Origin of the sequence: Micromonospora lupini, from assembly GCF_026342015.1 — a bacterium.
In the GTDB taxonomy this organism is placed as follows: domain Bacteria; phylum Actinomycetota; class Actinomycetes; order Mycobacteriales; family Micromonosporaceae; genus Micromonospora; species Micromonospora lupini_B.
On sequence record NZ_JAPENL010000002.1, the window covers coordinates 2385810 to 2405394 of the forward strand.

19 protein-coding genes, 1 tRNA gene and 1 pseudogene are annotated in these 19585 nt (G+C 72.7%); 14 read left to right on the forward strand and 7 right to left on the reverse strand.

Annotated elements, in window-relative coordinates:
- Nucleotides 1-165: 165 nt before the first annotated feature.
- From OOJ91_RS25960 to OOJ91_RS25995, 8 genes are all read left to right on the forward strand, one after another.
- Nucleotides 166-852, forward strand: coding sequence for a dienelactone hydrolase family protein (locus tag OOJ91_RS25960; RefSeq protein ID WP_266248956.1), 687 nt, complete (start codon nucleotides 166-168; stop codon nucleotides 850-852).
- Nucleotides 845-1585, forward strand: a complete 741-nt coding sequence (locus OOJ91_RS25965; protein ID WP_323178571.1) for a uracil-DNA glycosylase — start codon at nucleotides 845-847, stop codon at nucleotides 1583-1585. Before OOJ91_RS25960 ends, OOJ91_RS25965 begins: the two co-directional genes overlap by 8 nt.
- A gap of 20 nt (nucleotides 1586-1605) precedes the next feature.
- On the forward strand, nucleotides 1606-2415 hold the full coding sequence (locus OOJ91_RS25970) for a DUF4129 domain-containing protein (protein WP_439117108.1): 810 nt from the start codon (nucleotides 1606-1608) through the stop codon (nucleotides 2413-2415).
- A gap of 22 nt (nucleotides 2416-2437) precedes the next feature.
- Entirely contained in the window at nucleotides 2438-3028 is a 591-nt protein-coding gene (locus OOJ91_RS25975) for a hypothetical protein (protein WP_266248957.1), read from the forward strand.
- Nucleotides 3025-4032 carry an AAA family ATPase gene (locus OOJ91_RS25980; protein ID WP_266248958.1) on the forward strand — a complete coding sequence of 336 codons (1008 nt, stop codon included), beginning with the start codon at nucleotides 3025-3027 and terminating at the stop codon, nucleotides 4030-4032. Before OOJ91_RS25975 ends, OOJ91_RS25980 begins: the two co-directional genes overlap by 4 nt.
- Entirely contained in the window at nucleotides 4032-5489 is a 1458-nt protein-coding gene (locus OOJ91_RS25985; protein WP_266248960.1) for a DUF58 domain-containing protein, read from the forward strand. Before OOJ91_RS25980 ends, OOJ91_RS25985 begins: the two co-directional genes overlap by 1 nt.
- Before the next feature lie 22 nt (nucleotides 5490-5511).
- A complete protein-coding gene (locus tag OOJ91_RS25990) occupies nucleotides 5512-6072 on the forward strand; it encodes a hypothetical protein (RefSeq protein ID WP_439117129.1) in 561 nt (186 codons plus the stop codon).
- Nucleotides 6073-6175: 103 nt separating this feature from the next.
- Nucleotides 6176-7507 carry an NAD(P)/FAD-dependent oxidoreductase gene (locus tag OOJ91_RS25995; protein ID WP_266248962.1) on the forward strand — a complete coding sequence of 444 codons (1332 nt, stop codon included), beginning with the start codon at nucleotides 6176-6178 and terminating at the stop codon, nucleotides 7505-7507.
- Between the two features lie 69 nt (nucleotides 7508-7576).
- Here the strand turns inward: OOJ91_RS25995 and OOJ91_RS26000 are convergent, their stop codons facing one another.
- Complete coding sequence (locus OOJ91_RS26000; protein ID WP_266248963.1) at nucleotides 7577-9436, reverse strand: hypothetical protein; 1860 nt, start codon at nucleotides 9434-9436, stop codon at nucleotides 7577-7579.
- Between the two features lie 101 nt (nucleotides 9437-9537).
- Between OOJ91_RS26000 and OOJ91_RS26005 the strand changes: the two genes are divergently transcribed.
- The 4 genes from OOJ91_RS26005 to OOJ91_RS26020 all read left to right on the forward strand — a co-directional run bounded on the left by OOJ91_RS26005 (nucleotide 9538) and on the right by OOJ91_RS26020 (nucleotide 11824).
- Nucleotides 9538-9621, forward strand: a tRNA-Leu gene (locus OOJ91_RS26005).
- A gap of 110 nt (nucleotides 9622-9731) precedes the next feature.
- Nucleotides 9732-10547: a Bax inhibitor-1/YccA family protein gene (locus OOJ91_RS26010; RefSeq protein ID WP_266248965.1), complete on the forward strand. Its 816-nt coding sequence runs from the start codon at nucleotides 9732-9734 to the stop codon at nucleotides 10545-10547.
- A 136-nt stretch (nucleotides 10548-10683) separates the two neighbouring features.
- Nucleotides 10684-11442, forward strand: a complete 759-nt coding sequence (locus OOJ91_RS26015; RefSeq protein WP_266248967.1) for a Bax inhibitor-1/YccA family protein — start codon at nucleotides 10684-10686, stop codon at nucleotides 11440-11442.
- Between the two features lie 61 nt (nucleotides 11443-11503).
- Nucleotides 11504-11824: a hypothetical protein gene (locus tag OOJ91_RS26020; RefSeq protein ID WP_266248968.1), complete on the forward strand. Its 321-nt coding sequence runs from the start codon at nucleotides 11504-11506 to the stop codon at nucleotides 11822-11824.
- A gap of 38 nt (nucleotides 11825-11862) precedes the next feature.
- Here OOJ91_RS26020 and OOJ91_RS26025 read toward each other — a convergent pair whose 3' ends face one another.
- The 3 genes and pseudogenes from OOJ91_RS26025 to OOJ91_RS26035 form a co-directional block, all read right to left on the reverse strand.
- Complete coding sequence (locus OOJ91_RS26025) at nucleotides 11863-13125, reverse strand: acetyl-CoA C-acetyltransferase (protein WP_266248970.1); 1263 nt, start codon at nucleotides 13123-13125, stop codon at nucleotides 11863-11865.
- 78 nt (nucleotides 13126-13203) lie between these two features.
- Entirely contained in the window at nucleotides 13204-14016 is an 813-nt protein-coding gene (locus OOJ91_RS26030) for an SGNH/GDSL hydrolase family protein (RefSeq protein ID WP_266248972.1), read from the reverse strand.
- Nucleotides 13999-15065, reverse strand: a pseudogene (locus OOJ91_RS26035) (SGNH/GDSL hydrolase family protein); the annotation flags it as partial. The gene OOJ91_RS26030 and the pseudogene OOJ91_RS26035, both read right to left, overlap by 18 nt.
- 150 nt (nucleotides 15066-15215) lie before the next feature.
- Here OOJ91_RS26035 and OOJ91_RS26040 point away from each other — a divergent pair.
- Nucleotides 15216-15572 carry a YkvA family protein gene (locus tag OOJ91_RS26040; protein WP_007455716.1) on the forward strand — a complete coding sequence of 119 codons (357 nt, stop codon included), beginning with the start codon at nucleotides 15216-15218 and terminating at the stop codon, nucleotides 15570-15572.
- A 72-nt stretch (nucleotides 15573-15644) separates the two neighbouring features.
- The gene (locus OOJ91_RS26045; protein ID WP_266248976.1) at nucleotides 15645-17015 is read left to right on the forward strand and encodes a cystathionine beta-synthase; all 1371 of its coding nucleotides are present in this window, start codon (nucleotides 15645-15647) and stop codon (nucleotides 17013-17015) included.
- 70 nt (nucleotides 17016-17085) lie between these two features.
- Here the strand turns inward: OOJ91_RS26045 and OOJ91_RS26050 are convergent, their stop codons facing one another.
- The 3 genes from OOJ91_RS26050 to msrA all read right to left on the reverse strand — a co-directional run bounded on the left by OOJ91_RS26050 (nucleotide 17086) and on the right by msrA (nucleotide 19550).
- A complete protein-coding gene (locus OOJ91_RS26050; RefSeq protein ID WP_266248978.1) occupies nucleotides 17086-17595 on the reverse strand; it encodes a GNAT family N-acetyltransferase in 510 nt (169 codons plus the stop codon).
- Nucleotides 17592-18521, reverse strand: coding sequence for a ribonuclease Z (locus OOJ91_RS26055; protein ID WP_266248980.1), 930 nt, complete (start codon nucleotides 18519-18521; stop codon nucleotides 17592-17594). Before OOJ91_RS26055 ends, OOJ91_RS26050 begins: the two co-directional genes overlap by 4 nt.
- Nucleotides 18522-18887: 366 nt before the next feature.
- A complete protein-coding gene (msrA, locus tag OOJ91_RS26060) occupies nucleotides 18888-19550 on the reverse strand; it encodes a peptide-methionine (S)-S-oxide reductase MsrA (protein WP_266248981.1) in 663 nt (220 codons plus the stop codon).
- Nucleotides 19551-19585: the final 35 nt, after the last annotated feature.

Here is a 19585-nt window from a genome sequence, read left to right on the forward strand (position 1 = left end):
CGTTCCCCGCCGCCGTCGGCATACCCCCGGTCACCGCCCGGCGAACAGGAGGTAAATGCCACTGTTCCGGCGTCTTCCCGACGGGAGGCGCGGCATGGCAGGCTACCGGCACGTAGGACCACTGGGCGACCAGCCAACGATGACTGACCGCTAGGAGGACGGCCGATGGGCGACATGGTGAGCTACCGCAGCAACGGGGGTACGAGCGAGGGGTATCTCGCGATACCCGCCAGCGGCACGACCAGCCCCGCCGTCATCGTCATCCAGGAGTGGTGGGGTCTCGTCCCGCACATCCGGTCCGTCGCGGACCGGTTCGCCGAGGCCGGCTTCGTGGCCCTCGCCCCGGACTTTCACCACGGTGAGACCACGAGCGAGCCGGACGAGGCGCAGCGTCTGCTGCTGGCGATGCGGATGGACGAGGCGGCGAAGGACATCGCCGGCGCCGCCGACTACCTCGCGGGGCGGCCGGAGGTCACCGGCAAGGTAGGCGCGGTCGGGTTCCGCGCCGGCGGCAGCCTGGCCCTCTGGTCGGCGACCCTCTCCGAGCGGATCGTCGCCACGGCAGGCTTCTACCCGGTGCTGCCGTGGGAGTCGATGCGTTCCGAGTGGGTCGACTACGCCGGCAAGACGGCAGTCATCCACTGCTCCGAAGAGGACGGCACCTCGACCGCCGAGGGTGTGCAGACCGCACGCCGGGCCATCGAGGAGGCCGGCGGCACCTGCCAGCTCTACGACTACCCGGGCACCTCGCACGCGTTCTTCAACGACGACCGGCCGGAGGCGTTCGACCAGCGTTCCGCCGCCAGCGCCTGGGCCCGCACCCTTGAGCTCTTCCGGGCCAAACTTGGCTGAGCCGCGTACCCCCGACCAGGTCGTCGCCCGCGCCGCGCGGGCGACCGACCTGGCCGACCTCGACGCGGCCGTCAGCGACTGTTTCGCCTGCCCCCGGCTGGTCCGCTGGCGGGAGGAGGTGGCCCGCACCAGGCGGGCCTCCTTCCGCGACCAGGAGTACTGGGGTCGACCGGTGCCGGGCTTCGGCCCCGCCGACGCGCGGATCGCCATCCTCGGGCTCGCGCCCGCCGCGCACGGGGGCAACCGCACCGGCCGGATCTTCACCGGCGACCGCTCGGGCGACGTGCTCTTCGCGGCCCTGCACCGGGCCGGGCTGGCGAACCAGCCGACAAGCGTCGCCGCCGACGACGGGCTCACACTGCGGGACCTGCGGATCTTCTCGGCCGTCCGCTGCGCCCCGCCGGACAACAAGCCCACGCCTGCCGAGCGGGACACCTGCGCGCCCTGGCTGCACCGCGAGGTCACGCTGATCCGACCCACCCTGCGCGTCGTGGTCGCGCTGGGCGCGTTCGCCTGGGCCGCGTGGTGGCCGGTGCTGCGCGAGGTGTACGGGCAGCGCCCGCCCAGCCCGCGACCGGCGTTCGGTCATGGGGCACACTGGTCCGGCGCGGCCGTGCCGGAGCTGCTCGGCTGCTACCACGTCAGCCAGCAGAACACCTTCACCGGGCGGCTGACACCGGGGATGTTGGACGATGTCTTCGGCCGGGCCAAGCAGCTGGCCGAAGTGGACTGAGAACGCGTGGGGTGGTGGCGATGACGAACGGAACACGCCCGCCCACGCCGTCCCCGGTCGCCGGGTCGGGTGTGGTCCGCCCGGTGCTCGGCCTGCTGCGCCGCTGGTGGCCGGTGGGTGCGGTGACGGCGCTGCTCGCGGCCGCCGCACTGGCCTCGGCGCACTCGTCGATCGGCGCCAGTCAGATCCCGCCCGCCGCGGACAACGTGCCCTGGGTTCCCGAGTATCCGACGGACACACCGTCGCCGCCGCCGTCCATCCCCGTCGAGCCGAGGGACGCCGGCGAGGCCACCCAGGCGCACATCCCGCAGTGGATCGCCACCGTGGCGATGGTGCTGCTCGGGCTGGCCATCCTCGCGGTGCTGGGTTACCTGAGCTGGATTCTGCTCCGTGGCGCGCTGCGCCGCACCTCACGGGCGCTGCCGGCGCAGCGGGCCCGGCGTACGGCCGAGGGCACCGCCCGCGAGGTGGTCGCCGCCCTGGACGCCGGCCTGGTCGAGCTGGACGACCAGGCCACCGACCCCCGCGTCGCGGTGATCGCCTGCTGGGTACGCCTGGAGGAGGCCGCCGCCGTGGCCGGCGTTCCCCGGCAGCTCGGCGACACCCCGACCGACCTGGTCACCCGGCTGCTGCGGGGTGACCCGTCGACAGGGGTCCCGGCGATCGTCAGCGCCGACGTGCTGGCCGAGTTCGCGCACGTCTACCGCGAGGCCCGGTACGCCACGCGCGAGGTCGACGAGGGCACCCGTGACCAGGCCCGCGCCGCGCTGCGGCGGCTCCGCGGTGAACTCACAATCGTGACGACGGGTGCCCCCGAGGTGCCGTCATGAACGGGCCGGGGACGGTGGAACGGTGAGCGGCAGCGCCAGCATCGACGACCTGCTCACCTTCGAGGAGGAGCGGCCGAAGCAGGACGACCGTCACCAGCCTGGCCGGGCCGGGCGCGTCCTCCGGGCCCTGGCCGGCAACGCCGCCCTGGTCGCCGTGCTTGTCGTCGGCCTCCGGGCGGTTGGTCTGCAGGTGTCGCTGGTGATCCTCGTCGCCGGGGTGTTCGCGGTGTCCGCGGTGCGCCGCATCGCCGCCGCCCTGGCGGCGCCGCCGCCGGCAACGTCCCGCCCGTCCTCCACCACCCGGTACGACGAGGGCACCTGGAACTGGGGTGCCCGGGACGCGCTGCGCGCCGCCATCAACGGCTGGGAACTCCCGCTGGACTGGTCGACGACGCGACCCGAACGCTTCACCGGGGTCATCCTGCCCCGGCTCGCGGAACTGGCCGACGAGCGGATGCGCCTGAAGCACGGCGTGACCCGCGAGTCGGACCCGGCCCGCGCCCGTGCCCTGCTGGGTGACCGGCTGTGGACGTTCCTGGAATCCCCGCCCCGCCGCCCCCCGTCGCCGCGCGATCTCGCGGTGATCGTCGCCGAACTGGAGAAGATCTCATGAACGACGTGGACCGGAGCATGTCCGCCGCCGAGGTCGGTCGCCTGGCCCGGGCCGTCCTGGACGCGGTCGGCACCGTCGTGGTCGGCAAGCGGGACGCGTTGGAGCTGGTCCTCGCCGGGATCCTGGCCGGCGGGCACGTGCTCCTGGAGGACCTGCCCGGCCTGGGCAAGACGCTCACCGCGCGCTCCTTCGCCCAGGCGCTCGGGTTGGATTTCCGTCGGCTCCAGTTCACTCCGGACCTGCTGCCCGCCGACGTCACCGGCTCCTTCCTCTACGACCAGCGCAACGGCGACTTCACCTTCCGGGCGGGGCCGGTCTTCACCAACCTGCTCCTCGCCGACGAGATCAACCGGACGCCGCCGAAGACCCAGTCCGCGCTGCTGGAGGCCATGCAGGAGAAGCAGGTCTCGGTGGAGGGCGTGACGTACAAGCTCGACGAGCCGTTCCACGTGCTGGCCACCGCCAACCCCATCGAGTACGAGGGCACCTATCCGCTGCCCGAGGCGCAGCTGGACCGGTTCCTGCTGCGGGTCTCCTTCGGCTATCCGGAGCACGAGGAGGAGTGGGAGGTGCTGCGCCGGCGGATGGGTCGTCGCCGCGAGGAGGCGGACATCAAACCGGTGGTCGACGCCGCCACCCTGCGGGCGATGCAGGCCGCCCTGGAGGACGTGGTGGTGGAGGATTCCATCGGCCGGTACATCGTGTCCCTCACCTCGGCCACCCGGGAACATCCGTCGGTGCTGGTCGGCGCCTCGCCGCGTGGCTCGTTGGCGCTGCTGCTGCTGGCCCGGGTGCGCGCGGTGTTCGGCGGCCGGGACTACGTGGTGCCGGAGGACGTCAAGGAGGTGGCGGCGCCCGCCCTGGCCCACCGGATCACCCTGCGCCCGGAGATGTGGCTGCGCCGCGTCGACCCGGCCTTCGTGGTGGGTGAGGTGTTGGAGGCGACGCCCGCCCCGGCCAGTGGCGCGCTGCCCAGCTACGCCGCCGGCGGGCTCCGGCGCTGATGACCGGCCCGACCGCGCCCGTGCCGCCATCGACCGAGCCGGAGTCGACAGCCGGCTGGGCGCCCACCCCGGCGCTCGGTCGCGCGGTGCTGCTCGCCGGCCTGTTGCTGGTGGCGGGGGTCCTGCTGGGGCGGGTCGATCTCGTCGTGCTGGCGGCCCCGTTCGCGCTGGGCACCGCGTACGCGTTGCGCCGCCGGCCCACGACGCTGCCGCAGGTCTGGATCACCGCCGGGGACGACGCGCCGCTCGTCGAGGGTGGCGAGGTGTCCGCCGCGGTAAGTGTCGGCAACCCGGACGCGGTCGACTACGACCTCGTGGTGGTGCGGTCCCGGGTCTCGCCCTGGCTGCGGATCACGCGCGCCGGCTTCGCCGGCGCCGACCCTGCCGACGATGCCCCGCCCGCCGACGCCCCGCCCGCCGACGCCCCGCCCGCTGCCGGCACGCCCGCCGGCGGCCGCCGTTCGCCAGCCGATCGGCCTTTCGTGACCTCGGTGCCCGCCGCCGCGGCGGTGGACCTGGAGCTGGCCGGCCGGGCTCTGCGGTGGGGTCGGCACCCGGTCGGCCCGGCCGGCGCGCGGGTCGCCACGGCGGGTGGCCTGCTGGTCTCCCGAGCGGTGCTCACCGAGCCGGTCGGGGTGCGGGTCTACCCGCGTACCGAACCCTTCGAGGCGGTGGAGGCGATGCCCCGCGCCGCCGGCCTGGTCGGCGCGCACCACTCCCGCCGGCCCGGTGAGGGCGGCGAACTGGCCGGCGTACGGATCTTCGCCCCCGGCGACCGGCTCCGCCGCGTCGACTGGCGGGTGTCGCTGCGCGCCCGGCAGTTGCACGTGGCGGCCACCCTCTCCGACCGGGACGCCGAGGTGGTGGTGCTGCTCGACGTGCTCGCCGAGGCCGGGCGCTCCGGCGGGGTGGACGGCTCCGCCTCGGTGCTGGACACCACCGTGCGGGCCACGGCGGCGATCGCCGAGCACTACCTGCACCGGGGCGACCGGGTGTCACTTGTGGAGTACGGGCCGGGAGCCCGCCGGTTGCGCGCGGCCACCGGTCGGCGGCAGTACCTCACAGTCCTGGAGTGGCTGCTCGACGTGCGCGCCGAAGCCTCCCAGCACGAGCCGTACGACCAGGTCTTCGGCCCGCAGCAGCTCTCCTCGGACGCGTTGGTGGTGGTCCTCACCCCGCTGCTGGACGAGCGGTCGGCGCAGATGTTGGCGCGACTGGCCCGCTCCGGCCGGTTCGTGGTGGCTGTCGACACGCTGCCGACCAACCTGAGGCCGCCGAAGGATCGGGGGTGGGCCGAGGTGGCGTACCGCCTGTGGCGGCTGGATCGGGAAACCATGATCGGGCAGCTCCGGGAGCACGGCGTGCCAGTGGTGCGCTGGGCCGGCGCGGGCAGCCTGGACCAGGTGCTGCGGGACGTGGCGCGGCTGGCCACGGCCCCCAGGGTCGGTTCCCGGTGAGCGCGAGGAGTGAGCTGAGATGATCGACGCGGTCACCGGGCGGGTTCGGGCTGCCCAGGAGGCGGTGGCCCGGATCAGCGCCGTTCCGCTGATGGTCCGGGTCGCGATCTTCGTCACCGCGCTGGCCGGGTTGGCGCTGGCGTTTCCCGCCGAGGTGTTGACCGGCCGGCCGCTGCTGTTCCTGGCGGTGGCCGCGCTGCTGCCCGCGATGGGTCCGCGGCGGCTGTGGCCGACCTTCGTGGCGCTGGTCATGGTCGGTGGCTGGTTGCTCGCCACCGACGGGTACGGCCGGCCTGTGGCGTTGTGGCGGCTGCTCGCCGTCGCCGCGCTGCTGTACCTGGGGCACTCCCTGTGCGCGCTGGCGGCACTGCTGCCCTACGACGCGATGGTGGATCCGGAGCTGGTCACCAGGTGGCTGCTGCGGGTGGGGGCGGTGCTGTTGGGCACGGCCGTGCTGGCGGTGCTGCTGTTGCAGGCGGCGGGTCTGGGCGGGGAGGCCGGGTATCAGTGGGTCACCGTGGTGGGGCTGCTGGTGGCGGTGGGTGTCGTCGCGTTGCTGGGTTGGCTGCTGCGGCGTAGGTGAACCCCTGAGGCGGCAGGGTTACGCAGGTCACAGGGGTTGTGTTCCGTCACAGATGGGGGGCGCGAGCGGGATTACCTGAGCCGGGCGGGGAAAGATAGATGACGTGAATCCGAAGCGGATCCTTGTGGTGGGTGCCGGGCACGTTGGTCTCTACGCGGCCCTGCGCCTGTCAAAGAAGCTCAGCTCCCGTGAGGCTGAGGTCATCGTCGTGGACCCCCAGCCCCACATGACCTACCAGCCGTTCCTGCCCGAGGCCGCGGCGGGAAACATCTCCCCCCGGCATTCCGTGGTGCCGCTGCGGCGGGAGCTGCGCCGGTGCAAGGTGGTGGCGGGGACGGTCACGCGCGTCGAGCACGACCGCAAGGTGGCCACCGTGCAGCCGATCGTCGGCCCGGCCCGGGAGATCGCGTACGACCACGTGATCGTCGCGCCGGGTTCGGTGTCCCGGACGCTGCCGATTCCGGGCCTGCACGAGCAGGGCATCGGGTTCAAGACCATCGGTGAGGCGATCTACCTCCGTAACCACGTGCTGGACCGGCTGGACGTCGCGGCCGTGACCCCGGACCCGGAGGTTCGCCGATCGGCGCTGACCTTCACGTTCGTCGGTGGCGGTTACGCGGGCATCGAGGCGCTCGCCGAGATGGAGGACATGGCCCGCGACGCGCTGCGCTACTACCCGGAGCTCGAGCCGGAGGACATGCGCTGGGTGCTTGTGGAGGCCACCAACCGGGTCCTGCCCGAGGTCGACCGGGACATGGGCGCCTACACGGTGCAGCAGCTGCTCAAGCGCAACATGGACATCCGACTGGACACCCGCCTGGAGTCCTGCGTCGACGGGGTGGTCAAGCTCTCCGACGGCGACAGCTTCCGGTCGGACACGATCGTCTGGACGGCAGGCGTGAAGCCGTCGCCGATGCTGGACGCGACGGACTTCCCGCGTGACGAGCGCCGCCGGGTCACCTGCATCCCCACGCTCCAGGTGGTCGACGGTGACCAGGTGATCGAGGGCGCGTGGAGCGCCGGTGACTGCGCCGCCGTACCGGACCTGACCAAGGAGCCGGGCAACTTCTGCTCGCCGAGCGCGCAGCACGCGGTGCGTCAGGCGGCGCGGATGGCCGACAACATCGCTGCGGTGATCCGGGGTCGCGAACCGGTCAACTACAAGCACAAGCACGTCGGCAGCGTGGCCAGCCTGGGCCTGCACAAGGGCGTCGCCCAGGTGTACGGCATCAAGATGACCGGCTGGCCGGCCTGGTTCATGCACCGGACGTACCACATGAGCCGGATCCCGTCGTTCAACCGCAAGGTCCGCGTGGTGGTGGACTGGTCGCTGGCGTTCTTCCTCAAGCGTGAGGTCGTCGCCCTGGGTCAGTTGCACGACCCGCGCGAGGAGTTCGTCGAGGCGTCCCAGCCGGTGGGCGCTCCGCGCGTCTGAGCAAACTTGACGGAAAGGGCCCCTCCCGATCGGGAGGGGCCTTTTCGTGCTCTGTGGTGTCGGGTGGTGTCAGACCCGCCAGATCCACGCGTCGGCGATGCGGGTGGCCGGACCGTAGAGCTGCTCCAGGGTCGCCCGCAGGCTGTCGGCGTGTGGCGCGTCGTCGGCGAGCGCCACGCAGGACGCGCCCCAGAAGTCGACGTCCCGGGCGGCCTGCCGGCGCTGCTCGTCGCCGATGGCCGGCTGGTCGCCGCGGCGGGCGACGTCGGCCAGCAGGGCGGAGGTGGGCTGCTTGAAGGTGCCCATGGCGGCGGTGCCGCGACGTCCGTACGGGCCGATGAAGAACCCCTCGGGCAGGCCGAACCCGGCGTCGGCGGCGGCCGCCCAGCGCATCGGCCACGGTTCCTTGGGGGTGGGCAGCGGCACCGGGACGAGCACGCCGCCCGGGCGGACGCACTGCCGCCAGTGCCCGCCGGTGATGAACTCCGGCACGGCGGGCCGCTCGGCGGTCGGCAGCGGGGTCGGGAAGATCGGCAGCAGGGCTGCGACGACGGCCAGCGGCACCAGCCGCCGTGCCCGGCCGGTGCCGCGCAGAGCCCGGTCGACGGCGAGGACCAGCAGCGTCGCCACGATCGGAAGCAGCGCCAGGCCGAACCGCATCGGCAGCGCGCCGTCCACCACAGGCAACCCGGCCAGCAGGGCGTACGGGCCGGGCAGCGCGGTGCGGGTGCCGCCGAGCACCACCTCCGGGCCGAGGGAGAGTGCGCCCATGACCAGCGCGGCCACCACGCAGGCGAGCACCAGCCGCCGCCGGCCGGCCCAGACCGCGCAGGCGGCGGTGACAAGCAGCAGCGGCCAGCCGAGGAAGGTGTTGTACTCGGCGGGGCCGGTGGTCAGCCGGGATGCCTCGTCGCTGCCGGCGATCGACAGCGGGGAGACCGCCCACCAGCTACCGAGGTCGGCCGAGAAGTAGGCCGGGCTGAACATCCCGTCGGCGACGCCCTGCGGGCCGGCGAACTGGAACCACAGCGGGTAGCCGAGCACCAGCAGCGCCAGGCCGGCGGCGATCGCCAGCCCGCCGACGAATCCGGGCAGTGCCCGCCGGGCGAGGTCGCGGTCCGCGACGGCGTAGCTGATCGCCATCACCAGCAGTGTGAGGGCGGAGAGGAAGAGGACCTCCTCGCCGATGAAGACCTGCGCGGTGACGGCCGCGGCCAGCCCGACAGCGGAGCTGATCATCCGCCGTCGGTCCGGGCCGACGGACCGGGCGCGGCCGGTCTCGTCTGGTGTCGTCGGGCCGGGGTCGGACGCGCGGAGCAGCCGGACCACCAGCCAGACGATCAACGGCACCAGCCACTGCGCCGTCATGTGCAGGTGGCTGTTGGACTGCGAGATCATGCCCGGTCCGAAGCCGCACAACCCGCCGCCGAGCGCGGCGGCGAGGCGGTGGGCACGAAGCGTCCGGTGGAACAGCAGGTACCAGGCGAGGGCGGTACCGGCCAGGTTGGCGGCGGCGAGCAGCGCGAAGGTGGTGGGCGCGCCGAGCAGGAGGGTGACCGGGGCGCAGACGACACCGAGCGCGATGACAGTGGTGTTGGCCATCAGGTTGACACCGTCCGGGGCGTTGAGCCGGTCGGTGAGCAGGTGGAAGTCGCCGAGCAACGCTCGCGCGTCGACCGCCAGGAACCACTCGTAGAGCGCCTGGTCCTCGGGGTTGAGCGCCAGCGTCCGCCCAGCCGGGTCGGGCCACAGCCCGTGGGTCAGCCAGCCGGCCAGCGCCACCCAGACCACCACGATCAGCAGGTCCGTACGGTGACTGCGGACGGCGGCCAGCAGCCGAACGGCCCGGGGTCGGCGGATGACCTGATCGTCGAGGCGGAAGACCTGGTCAGGGGCGGCGTCGGGGGCCGTTGGGGCTGCGCTGCTCACGGCATCGACCCTAATGTGGCCAGCCCGGCGGGGTACGTCGGGTCGCCGCCGACCCGCTACGGTGACACTGCACCGTGCGTGTCGGCGCGCGGGTGCCACCCGCCCGGGTGGTGGAAAGGCAGACACGGCCGCCTTAAAAGCGGCTGCCGAAAGGCGTGCGGGTTCGACCCCCGCCCCGGGCACCAGCCGCCACGGCCTCCGCGCGTTCCCATTCGTGATCACCAGGAGTGGGCTGGGCAGTTTACTCTTGGAGGGCACGTTCACGTGCAAACGACCCCCTGAGGGAGGCCAGAAAGTGAAGACCTCGAACCCGGTGCTCGCCCGGCTCGGCCAGGCGGCCGAGCGGGAGCGCTCCGCCGGGTACGCACCGACCGGGCCGTACGGACAGCCCGGCATTCCCCAGCAGTACCCGTCCCAGGCCGGTTACCCGGCCGCGCCGCCCGCCGTGGCGCCCATGACCGTCGACGACGTGGTGGTCAAGACCGTCGCGCTGCTCGGCATCCTCGGCATCACCGCCGCGGCCGCCTGGGTGCTCGTGCCCGATGCGCTGGTCAGCACCGCCTGGATCGGCGCGGCAGTGGTCGGCCTGGTCCTGGGCTTGATCATCTCGTTCTCCCGGATGGCCAACCCCGCGCTTGTCATCGCGTACGCGGTGGTCGAGGGCGTCTTCGTCGGCCTGGTCAGCAAGGCGTTCGAGTCGGCGTACGACGGCATCGTGCTCCAGGCCGCCGTGGCGAGCTTCGGCATCTTCTTCGTGATGACGATGATCTACAAGGCGAAGATCATCCGGGCCACCCCGATGTTCGTCAAGGTCGTGAGTTCGGCGATCGTCGGCCTGGCGGCCGTCATGCTGATCAACCTGGTGCTGGCGCTGTTCGGCATCAACACGGGCCTGCGTGACGGCAGCCCGCTGGCCATCGGCTTCAGCCTGGTCTGCATCGTGGTCGCGTCGCTGAGCTTCGTGCTCAGCTTCAAGGAGATCGAGGACGGCGTCCGGATGGGCCTGCCCCAGCGCTACTCCTGGGTGGCCGCGTTCGGCATCCTGGTCAGCCTGGTCTGGCTCTACATCGAGATCCTGCGCCTGCTGAGCTACTTCCAGGGCGACGACTGACAGTCGTCCGCTCTGCCGACGGCGCCCGTCCCCGCTCCGGTGGGGGCGGGCGCCGTCGTCCGCGCCGTTTCGCCGCCGCCGCCGGGCCCGGCGGGGCAGAGTGACTGCGGGGGGTACGCGGGCGGAGGAGGCGACGGTGCGCAGCAACAACCCGGTGCTCAACCGGCTGGACGAGACCGGCCGGTTGGAGTCCCGGGTGGTCAGCTCCCGCGACGTCGAGCCGATGACCGTCGACGACGTGGTGCTGCGTACCGTCGGGTTGCTCCTGCTCACCGGCGTGGCCGCCGCGGTCTCCTGGGCGGTGGTGCCCGACGCGGTGTGGCTCGGGGCCGCGCTCGCCGGCTGCGCCCTGGCCTCGATCGCGCTGGTCCTGGTCATCTCGCTGCGGGCGATCACCAACCCGGTGCCGATCGTCGGTTACGCCCTGCTCCAGGGGCTGCTGCTGGGGGTGGCCAGTCGGGCCTTCGAGCAGGTCTACCCGGGCATCGTGGTGCAGGCGGTGGCCGGCACCTTCGGCGTCTTCCTCGGCATGGCGGCGCTGTACCGGGCGCGGGTGATCCGTGCGACGCCCCGGCTGGCCCGACTGGTGATCGGCACGCTGCTCGGCATCGCCGTGCTCAGCGTGGTCAACCTGGTGTCGTACCTGATCTCCGGGCGGCCCGGGTTGGAGGTCTACAGCGTCAGCGGGGAGGTCGGCTGGCTGCCGTACGCCTTCTCGGTGGTGGCGATCATCGCCGGCGCGTTCAGCTTCATCCTCGACTTCGACCTCGTCGAGCGTTCGGTGCGCGACGGTCGACCCCGCCGGTACGCGTGGCTGAGCGCGTTCGGCCTGCTCACCGGCCTGGTCTTCCTCTACTGGCAGCTGCTACGGCTGCTCAGCTACCTGCGCCGCTGACCGGCCCGGGGTGTCGCGGTCGCCTCGGCCGGCGCACGGTCCGGCCGTAGACTCGGCGGCGATGAGCGCAGCGGAGTTGGAGCGGGCCGTGCAGTTGCTGGTCCGCCAGGTCGGGCACTGGGAGCAGCCACGCTGGGCGGCGGCCGCGACCACCGGCAACGTGCCCCGCGCCGACCTGGTGCACAGGTTGGTGCAGGAGATCGCCAATCTGGCCGCCGACGCCGAGGGGCAGCCGCGCCGGACCGTGCCTCGGCTGGTCAACGACCTGGCCCTGCCCGACCAGGTGCGGGTGGTGACGGCCGACCTGCTGGCCGCCGGGGCCGACGCGGAGGTGCTGGCGCGGGCCGCCGCCGAGGTGACGGCGACCCGCGGCGCGCTCTGAGGCCCACTCCGCGAGCCGCGGGTCAGGCCGGCGTCAGCTCAGCTCAGGCGTTCGAGCACCATGGCCATGCCCTGGCCGCCGCCGACGCACATGGTCTCCAGACCGATGGTCTTGTCGTGCCACTCCAGCGCGTTGAGCAGGGTGCCGGTGATCCGGGCGCCGGTCATGCCGAACGGATGGCCGACCGCTATCGCGCCACCCATGACGTTCAGCTTCTCCTCCGGGATGCCCAACTGCCGGTAGGAGGGGATGACCTGGGCGGCGAACGCCTCGTTGATCTCGACGAGGTCGACGTCGTCGATGGTCATGCCGGCGCGGCGCAGCGCCTGCCGTGACGCCTCGACCGGCCCGAGGCCCATGATCTCCGGCGACAACGCGGTCACGCCTGTGGAGACGATCCGGGCCAGCGGGGTCAGGCCCAGCTCCTCGGCCCGCCTGGCGCTCATCACGACCACCGCGGCTGCGCCGTCGTTCAGGGGGCAGCAGTTGCCGGCGGTGATCCGGCCGTCCGGGCGGAAAACCGGCTTCAGGCCGGCGACCGCGTCCAGGGTGACGCCCGCGCGGGGGCCGTCGTCGGTGCTCACCACCGTGCCGTCCGGCGTGGTGACCGGGGTGATCTCCCGGGCCCAGAAGCCGTCGGCGATGGCCTTCTCGGCGAGGTTCTGACTGCGGACGCCGAACTCGTCCATGTCGGCGCGGTTGACGTCGTAGACCTGGGCCAGGTTCTCCGCGGTCTGCCCCATGGTCAGGTAGATGTCCGGCAGGTCGCCGGCCTCGCGCGGGTCGGTCCACGCCTCGGCGCCACCCTGCGCGCGGCGCTTCGAGCGCTCGGCGGCCGCCGCGAAGCGCGGGTTCTCCCACCTGCCGCCGACAAGCGCCTGAGCCTCCGGTGGCAGACCGTCGGAGCTGCCGCGGGCGTAGCGGGAGACCATCTCGACGCCTGCGGAGACGAACACGTCGCCCTCCCCGGCGCGGATGGCGTGCAGGGCCATCCGGGTGGTCTGCAACGAGGATGCGCAGTAGCGGGTAAGCGTGGCGCCGGGGACGGTGTCCAGCCCGAGCAGGGTGGCCACCACGCGGGCCATGTTGAAGCCCTGCTCACCGCCGGGCAGGCCGCACCCGAGGTAGATGTCGTCGATGGTGGTCGGGTCGAGCTGGGGGATCTTGTCCAGGGCGGTCTGGACGATTGTCGCGGCGAGGTCGTCGGAGCGGACATCGCGCAGGGATCCCTTGTGCGCCCGGCCGATGGGGGAGCGGGCGGTAGCGACGATGACGGCGTCGCGGGACGACTCAATCGGCATGAGCCAACGTTAACCCGCCGGTAACATGGCGCGGAAGAAGCAGACGCCGCGGGAAATGTCACCCCGGCCGGGCGTGCTCTAGCGTCGGGAGGCGACCGCCGCGGCGGTCGCGACGGCCGGCAGCAGGGCGTGCGCCCACACCCGGTAGCCGTCGGCGGAGGGGTGGAAACCGTCGCGGCAGAGCGTCCCCGCGTCGGCCCGGAAGACCGGCCCGGTCTCGGTGGCCAGGTCGACCACCGCGCCGCCCGCCTCCAGCACCGCAGTGGTCTGCGCGCGGGCCATCCGTCGCCCGGACCAGCCGACCAGCTGACGCAGTGGCGGCGCGATGGCGCGTACGGCGCCAAGGTCGGGACAGGTGCCCACCACCACCTCGACGCGTGCCTCCCGCAGCCGGTGCACCGCCGCCGCGAGGTAGGCGGACGCGTCGGCGGGCCGGCGCAGCCCGGTGGCGTCGTTCGCGCCGATCAGGATCAGCGCCACGTCGGGCCGCTCGCCGAGCAGGGCCCGGGCGACCTGGGTGGCCAGGTCCGTCGAGCGGGACCCGGAGACGCCGACGCTGGACAGGTGCACCCGCCGGCCGGTCGGGCCCTCGGCGAGCAGGTTTGCCAACTGCCCGCCGATGGTGTCCTCGAGACGGTCCACGCCCACGCCCAACGCCGACGAGTCACCGAGCAGGACCAGCCGCAGCGGCGCGGCGTCGGCCCGACCGATCGTGGCCCGCAGCGCCAGCCCCAGCTCCGGCTCGGCGTAGCGCCGGTGCCGGGCGACGAACGCCTCACCGGCCAGGACCGCGGCGCCACCCACCGTGCCGGCGAGCAGCGAGAGCGCCGCCGCCCGACCCAGGCGGCCGGGAAGACCGGCGGTCACGCCCCGCTCGCTGCGCTCGTTCATGCCAGTCCCTCCACTGTCGAGGTGTCCGTCGCGGAGCCGGGCTGCGGCACCGTGTTGACACCGAAGAACGCCCGGCGACGCAGTTGCGCCCACCGGCCGGCCGGCCCTCGATCGCGGCCCCGGACCTGGGTGCCGCTGACCTCGGTGCCGGCGTGCCGGGCCGCCTCCTGAGCGGCCTTTGGCAGCGACCGTACGCCCTCGCCCCGCGCCGGTGTGGCCCGTCGTTCCTGCCCCGAGCCGAGCGCCGACAGCATCGTCGGCAGCAGAGCCGCGGCTGCCATCGCGTACCCCTCGGCGGACGGGTGGAACCGGTCCCAGGCGAACATTCGGTGCGGTTCGGCGGCGAACCGTGGGCCGAGCAGGTCGCCGAGGGACACCGTCCAGCCGCCCGCCTCGACCACCGCCACCGTCTGGGCGGCGGCGAGTTGGCGACTCCACCGGTGCGCCAGCCAGCGCAGCGGTGGTTGGATCGGCCGGATCGCGCCGAGGTCGGGGCAGGTGCCGACGACCACCTCGCAGTCGGCGTCGCGAAGCGCGTGGACCGCCTCGACCAGGTAGCGCACCGCCAGGCCGCGCGGCGTGCGGTTGGTGATGTCGTTGCCGCCGATCAGGATCACCGCGATGTCCGGTGCGCACTCCAACGCCGCCTCCACCTGGTGCCGGAGCGCCGCGGAGATGGCGCCGACCACCGCGAAGCGGCGCACCAGGACCGGCCGGTGCAGCCGACGGGACAGCCCGGTGGCGAGCAGCGCTCCGGGTGTCTCCCGGCGGCGGTGCACCCCGTAGCCGGCGGCCGACGAGTCACCGAGCACGACCATGGTGAGCGGGGGGCCGGGGAACTTCGCGCCGTACATCCCGTCGCAGCGTGGCGGCGGGGCCTCGGCCATCGGGATGGTGCGCCGGGCCTGGCGGGCCTGGCCGAGCAGCACCCCGCCGGTCGCCATCGCGGCCGCCGCGGTGGCGCCCGTCCCGATGGCCGCCAGCCGGGCGATCCGCCAGGCGTACCGCCAGCGCGGACCAACGGGTACGACAGAACCAGCCACCCCCATATGCCGACATTATCGCGCCGGCCCGACACACCGCTGTCGTCGTCCCGGCTCGGGAGTGCCTGGAAACCGACGCGACGGGGTACTTCCCAGGTGGAGGCCGGCCGACTTGCGCCGACCCGCCACGCTGAACCGGCGGAGAGGAGCGCGACGATGGGGAAGACACTGAAGCGCAGCGCGGCGTTCACGGCCCTGGCGCGGGCACTGATGGCGGGGGCGCGGGGCGGGCCCTCGCTGGGCACCCGACTGGCGGCGCTGCCCCGGATGATCCGCGCCACGACCCGGGGGGAGTACGACGGTGGCCTGCGGCTGGCACTGATGACGGCGGCCACGGCGTACATCGTCTCGCCCATCGACCTGCTGCCGGAGATCCCGCTGGCGATCTTCGGGCTGGCCGACGACGCGGTGATGGTCACCTGGTTGGCCGGCAGCGTTCTCGCCGAGACCGACCGTTTCCTCGAGTGGGAGGCCCGACGCAGCTCGGTCATCCCCGGGGGGCTGGTGCCCTGACGGCACGTACGCTGGTCGGCGAGGATACGTCTGCCCGGCCGCGGTCGCCGGCGCCGCAACGAAGGGCACACCGTGCAGTACTACGACAACGTCGTCGACATGATCGGCAACACGCCGCTGGTCCGCCTGCGCAACGTCACCGAGGGCATCCAGGCCACCGTGCTCGCCAAGGTCGAATACCTGAACCCGGGCGGCTCGGTGAAGGACCGGATCGCGCTGCGGATGGTCGAGGACGCCGAGGCCGCCGGCCTGCTCAGGCCCGGCGGCACCATCGTCGAGCCGACCAGCGGCAACACGGGCGTCGGGCTGGCCCTGGTGGCCCAGCTCAAGGGCTACAAGTGTGTCTTCGTCTGCCCCGACAAGGTGAGCCAGGACAAGCAGGACGTGCTGCGGGCGTACGGCGCCGAGGTGGTGGTCTGCCCGACAGCTGTCGCGCCGGAGGACCCGCGTTCGTACTACAACGTCTCGGACCGGCTGACCCGCGAGATTCCCGGCGCGTGGAAGCCCGACCAGTACAGCAACCCGGCGAACCCGCGTTCGCACTACGAGACGACAGGCCCGGAGCTGTGGAAGCAGACCGAGGGCGGGCTCACGCACTTCGTGACAGGCGTCGGCACCGGCGGAACGATCTCCGGCATCGGGCGGTACCTGAAGGAGGCGTCGGAGGGTCGGGTGCGGGTCATCGGCGCCGACCCGGAGGGCTCGGTCTACTCCGGCGGCACCGGCCGGCCGTACCTGGTCGAGGGCGTCGGTGAGGACTTCTGGCCCCAGACGTACGACAGGGGTGTGGCCGACGAGATCGTCGAGGTCTCCGACAAGGCGTCCTTCGAGATGACCCGGCGGCTGGCCCGCGAGGAGGGCCTGCTGGTCGGCGGCTCCTGCGGGATGGCTGTGGTCGCCGCGCTGGAGGTGGCCCGCAGGGCCGGCCCGGACGACGTCGTGGTGGTGCTGCTGCCGGACGGCGGCCGGGGCTACCTGTCCAAGATCTTCAACGACTCGTGGATGGCCCGGTACGGCTTCCTGGACAACTCCGGTCACGAGCCGACGGTGGCCGACGCGCTGGCCAGCAAGCCAGGCGGCCTGCCCGAGCTGGTGCACGTGCACCCGACCGAGACGGTCCGGGACGCGATCGACTACATGCGCGAGTACGGCGTCTCGCAGCTGCCGGTGCTCAAGGCCGAGCCGCCTGTGGTGACAGGTGAGGTCGCCGGCTCGATCGCCGAGCGGGACCTGCTCGACGCGCTGTTCACCGGTCAGGCCCACCTGCACGACACCATCGAGCGGCACATGGGCGACCCGCTGCCGATGATCGGTGGCGGGCAGCCGGTGAGCGAGGCCGTCGGCCTGCTGGAGAAGTCCGACGCCGCGCTGGTCCTGGTCGACGGCAAGCCCAAGGGCGTCCTCACCCGCCAGGACCTCCTGGCCCACCTGGGCGCCCACTAGTCCCGTCCCGGCCCACCCTGGCTGCCGCTCGCAGGCGGCAGGGGTGGGCCCCGGCGGGCGGAGGCGCCGCTCAGAGGTTGCGGGTGTAGCGCAACTGGCGGGTCGGCGCTGATCCGATCGTCTCGTCCCGTTCATCACCCGTCGGGCTCCAGCCGCCGCGCTCGTAGAAGGCACGAGCGTGGATGTTGTCCCGCAGCACCCAGAGCACCGCACGACGCCAACCGAGGGCGCGCATGGCGTCCAGGGCGTCCACCATCAACAGGCGGCCGGTGCCCCGACCCTGCTCCGCCGGTTCCAGGTGGATCGCGTTGAGCAGCCCGGTCGCGGGGTCGTCCTCGTCGTCCGGGCCCACGTAACTGAACCCGACGAGCGCTCCCGGGCGCTCGGCGACGGTCAGCCGGTGGGTGTCCCGCTCCCACTGCCACCGTTCGGCCCAGTACCGCCCCATCGCCTCCTGGGTCGGCTCGGCCAACGCCTCGGCGGACAGGAACGGCGAGTACGCGGCGACCCGGGAGCGCTGGTGCATAGCGCCCACCGCCATCAGGTCGTCACCGGTCGCGGGGCGGAGCGTGATGGTCATCCGGCCGAGGCTACCCGGCGCGGCGGGACCTGCACGGTGGTCAGATCCTCGGCGATGACCAGGTCGCCGTCGAAGTGCGCGCGAGCCTCGTCGAAGAACCGGCGCGGATCGGGGTAGCGCTGCGAGAAGTGCGTGAGCACAAGCGTGCGTACCCCCGATTCGGTCGCCACCCGCGCGGCCTGCGCCGCGGTCAGGTGGCCGACCTCGGCGGCGAGCGCGGCCTCCGACTCCAGGAACGTCGACTCGATGACAAGCAGGTCGGCGTGCTCGGCCAGGGCGTACACCCCGTCGCAGAGGCCGGTGTCCATCACGAAGGCGAACCGCTGCCCCGCCCGGGGCACGCTCACCTCGTCGCGGGTGACGCGACGCCCGTCGAGGTCCAGGTGCCCGACGCGGATCAGCTCGCCGACGGCCGGACCACCGATGCCGTACGCGGCCAGCTTCTCCGGCAGCATCCGGCAGCCGTCCGGCTCGACCAACCGATAGCCGTACGTCTCGATCGGGTGCCGCAGCCGGCGGGCCTCCAGCGTGCCGCAGCTCAGGGCGATCCGCTGGCCGTCGGTCTCGATCGGGGTGACAGCCAGCTCGGCCGTCTCGTAGAAGGAGGTGGCGTGCCGCAGACGGGCGAAGTATTCAGCGCCGCCCGCCGGGAAGTGCACGGCGACCGGATGCGGCACCCGGTCCAGCGAGAGGCGCTGGATGGTGCCCGGCAGGCCGAGGCAGTGGTCGCCGTGGAAGTGCGTGACGCAGATCCGGGTCAGGTCGGTGGCGGTGACAGTGGTGTGCAAGAGCTGCCGCTGGCTGCCCTCGCCGGGGTCGAAGAGGATCACCTCGTCGTCCCAGCGCAGCACGTACCCGTTGTGGTTGCGCTGCCGGGTGGGGGCCTGACTGGCCGTCCCGAGCACCACCAGCTCGCGCATGGACATCCCCGGTCCTCCGGATATGGAGCGACCCCCGGGGCGCTCCGCGCATGTGCGCGGGCCGGCTGGACTTGGCCGGCACCCCGGGGGTCGGGTGGCTGTCGTGGATTCGCCGCACCGCTGCCACACGGTCTCGACGGTCGTACTGGTTGCCCGCCTCGCGGCGGACGGATCACTGTCGAGGACAGCGGCTAGCTGACAGCCACCTCACGAGTCCGATTGCTATACAAGTCTGGACCACCTCCTTTCACGTGTACGGCCACGTTATCGAGTTCTCGCGGGGCTCGGCAACGGATTTCGATCACAGGGCCGAACGGGAATGCCCGGCCGCCTCCTCGGCGGCCGGGCATCACGCTTCTGCAGTGGCTGTGGTCAGCCGGCGGTACGGGCCACGCCGACCGGGCAGCTCAGCCCGTTCGGGCCGTGGTTGCAGTACCCGTTCGGGTTCTTCGTCGGGGCCAGGTACTGCTGGTGGTAGTCCTCGGCAAAGTAGTAGCTGCCGAGCGGAGCGATCTCGGTGGTGATCTCACCCTTGCCGGCCCGGGTCACGATCGGCTGGAAGGCGTCCCGGGACGACTCCGCGATGGCCCGCTGCTCGTCGGTGGTCGTGTAGATCCCCGACCGGTACTGGGTGCCCACGTCGTTGCCCTGGCGCATGCCCTGGGTCGGGTCGTGGTTCTCCCAGAAGACCTTCAGCAGGTCCTCATACGTGATCTTGCTGGGGTCGTACACCACCTGGACGACCTCGGCGTGCCCGGTCCGGCCGGAGCACGTCTCCTCGTACGTCGGGTTCTTCGTGATGCCGCCCGCGTAGCCGGCGGAGGTGGTGTAGACGCCGGGAAGCGTCCAGAACAGGCGCTCGGCACCCCAGAAACAGCCCATGCCGAAGACGGCGACCTGGAGGCCCTCGGGGAACGGGCCCTTCAACGGGGTGCCCAGCACCTCGTGGCGGTCGGCGACAGGCATGGCGATCTGCCGGCCCGGCAGGGCCTGGTCGGGCGAAATCATCTCGGCGTTCATACGGCGCAGGAACACGGTGGGACTCCTCTCGTACCTCTCCCAGCGTGTAA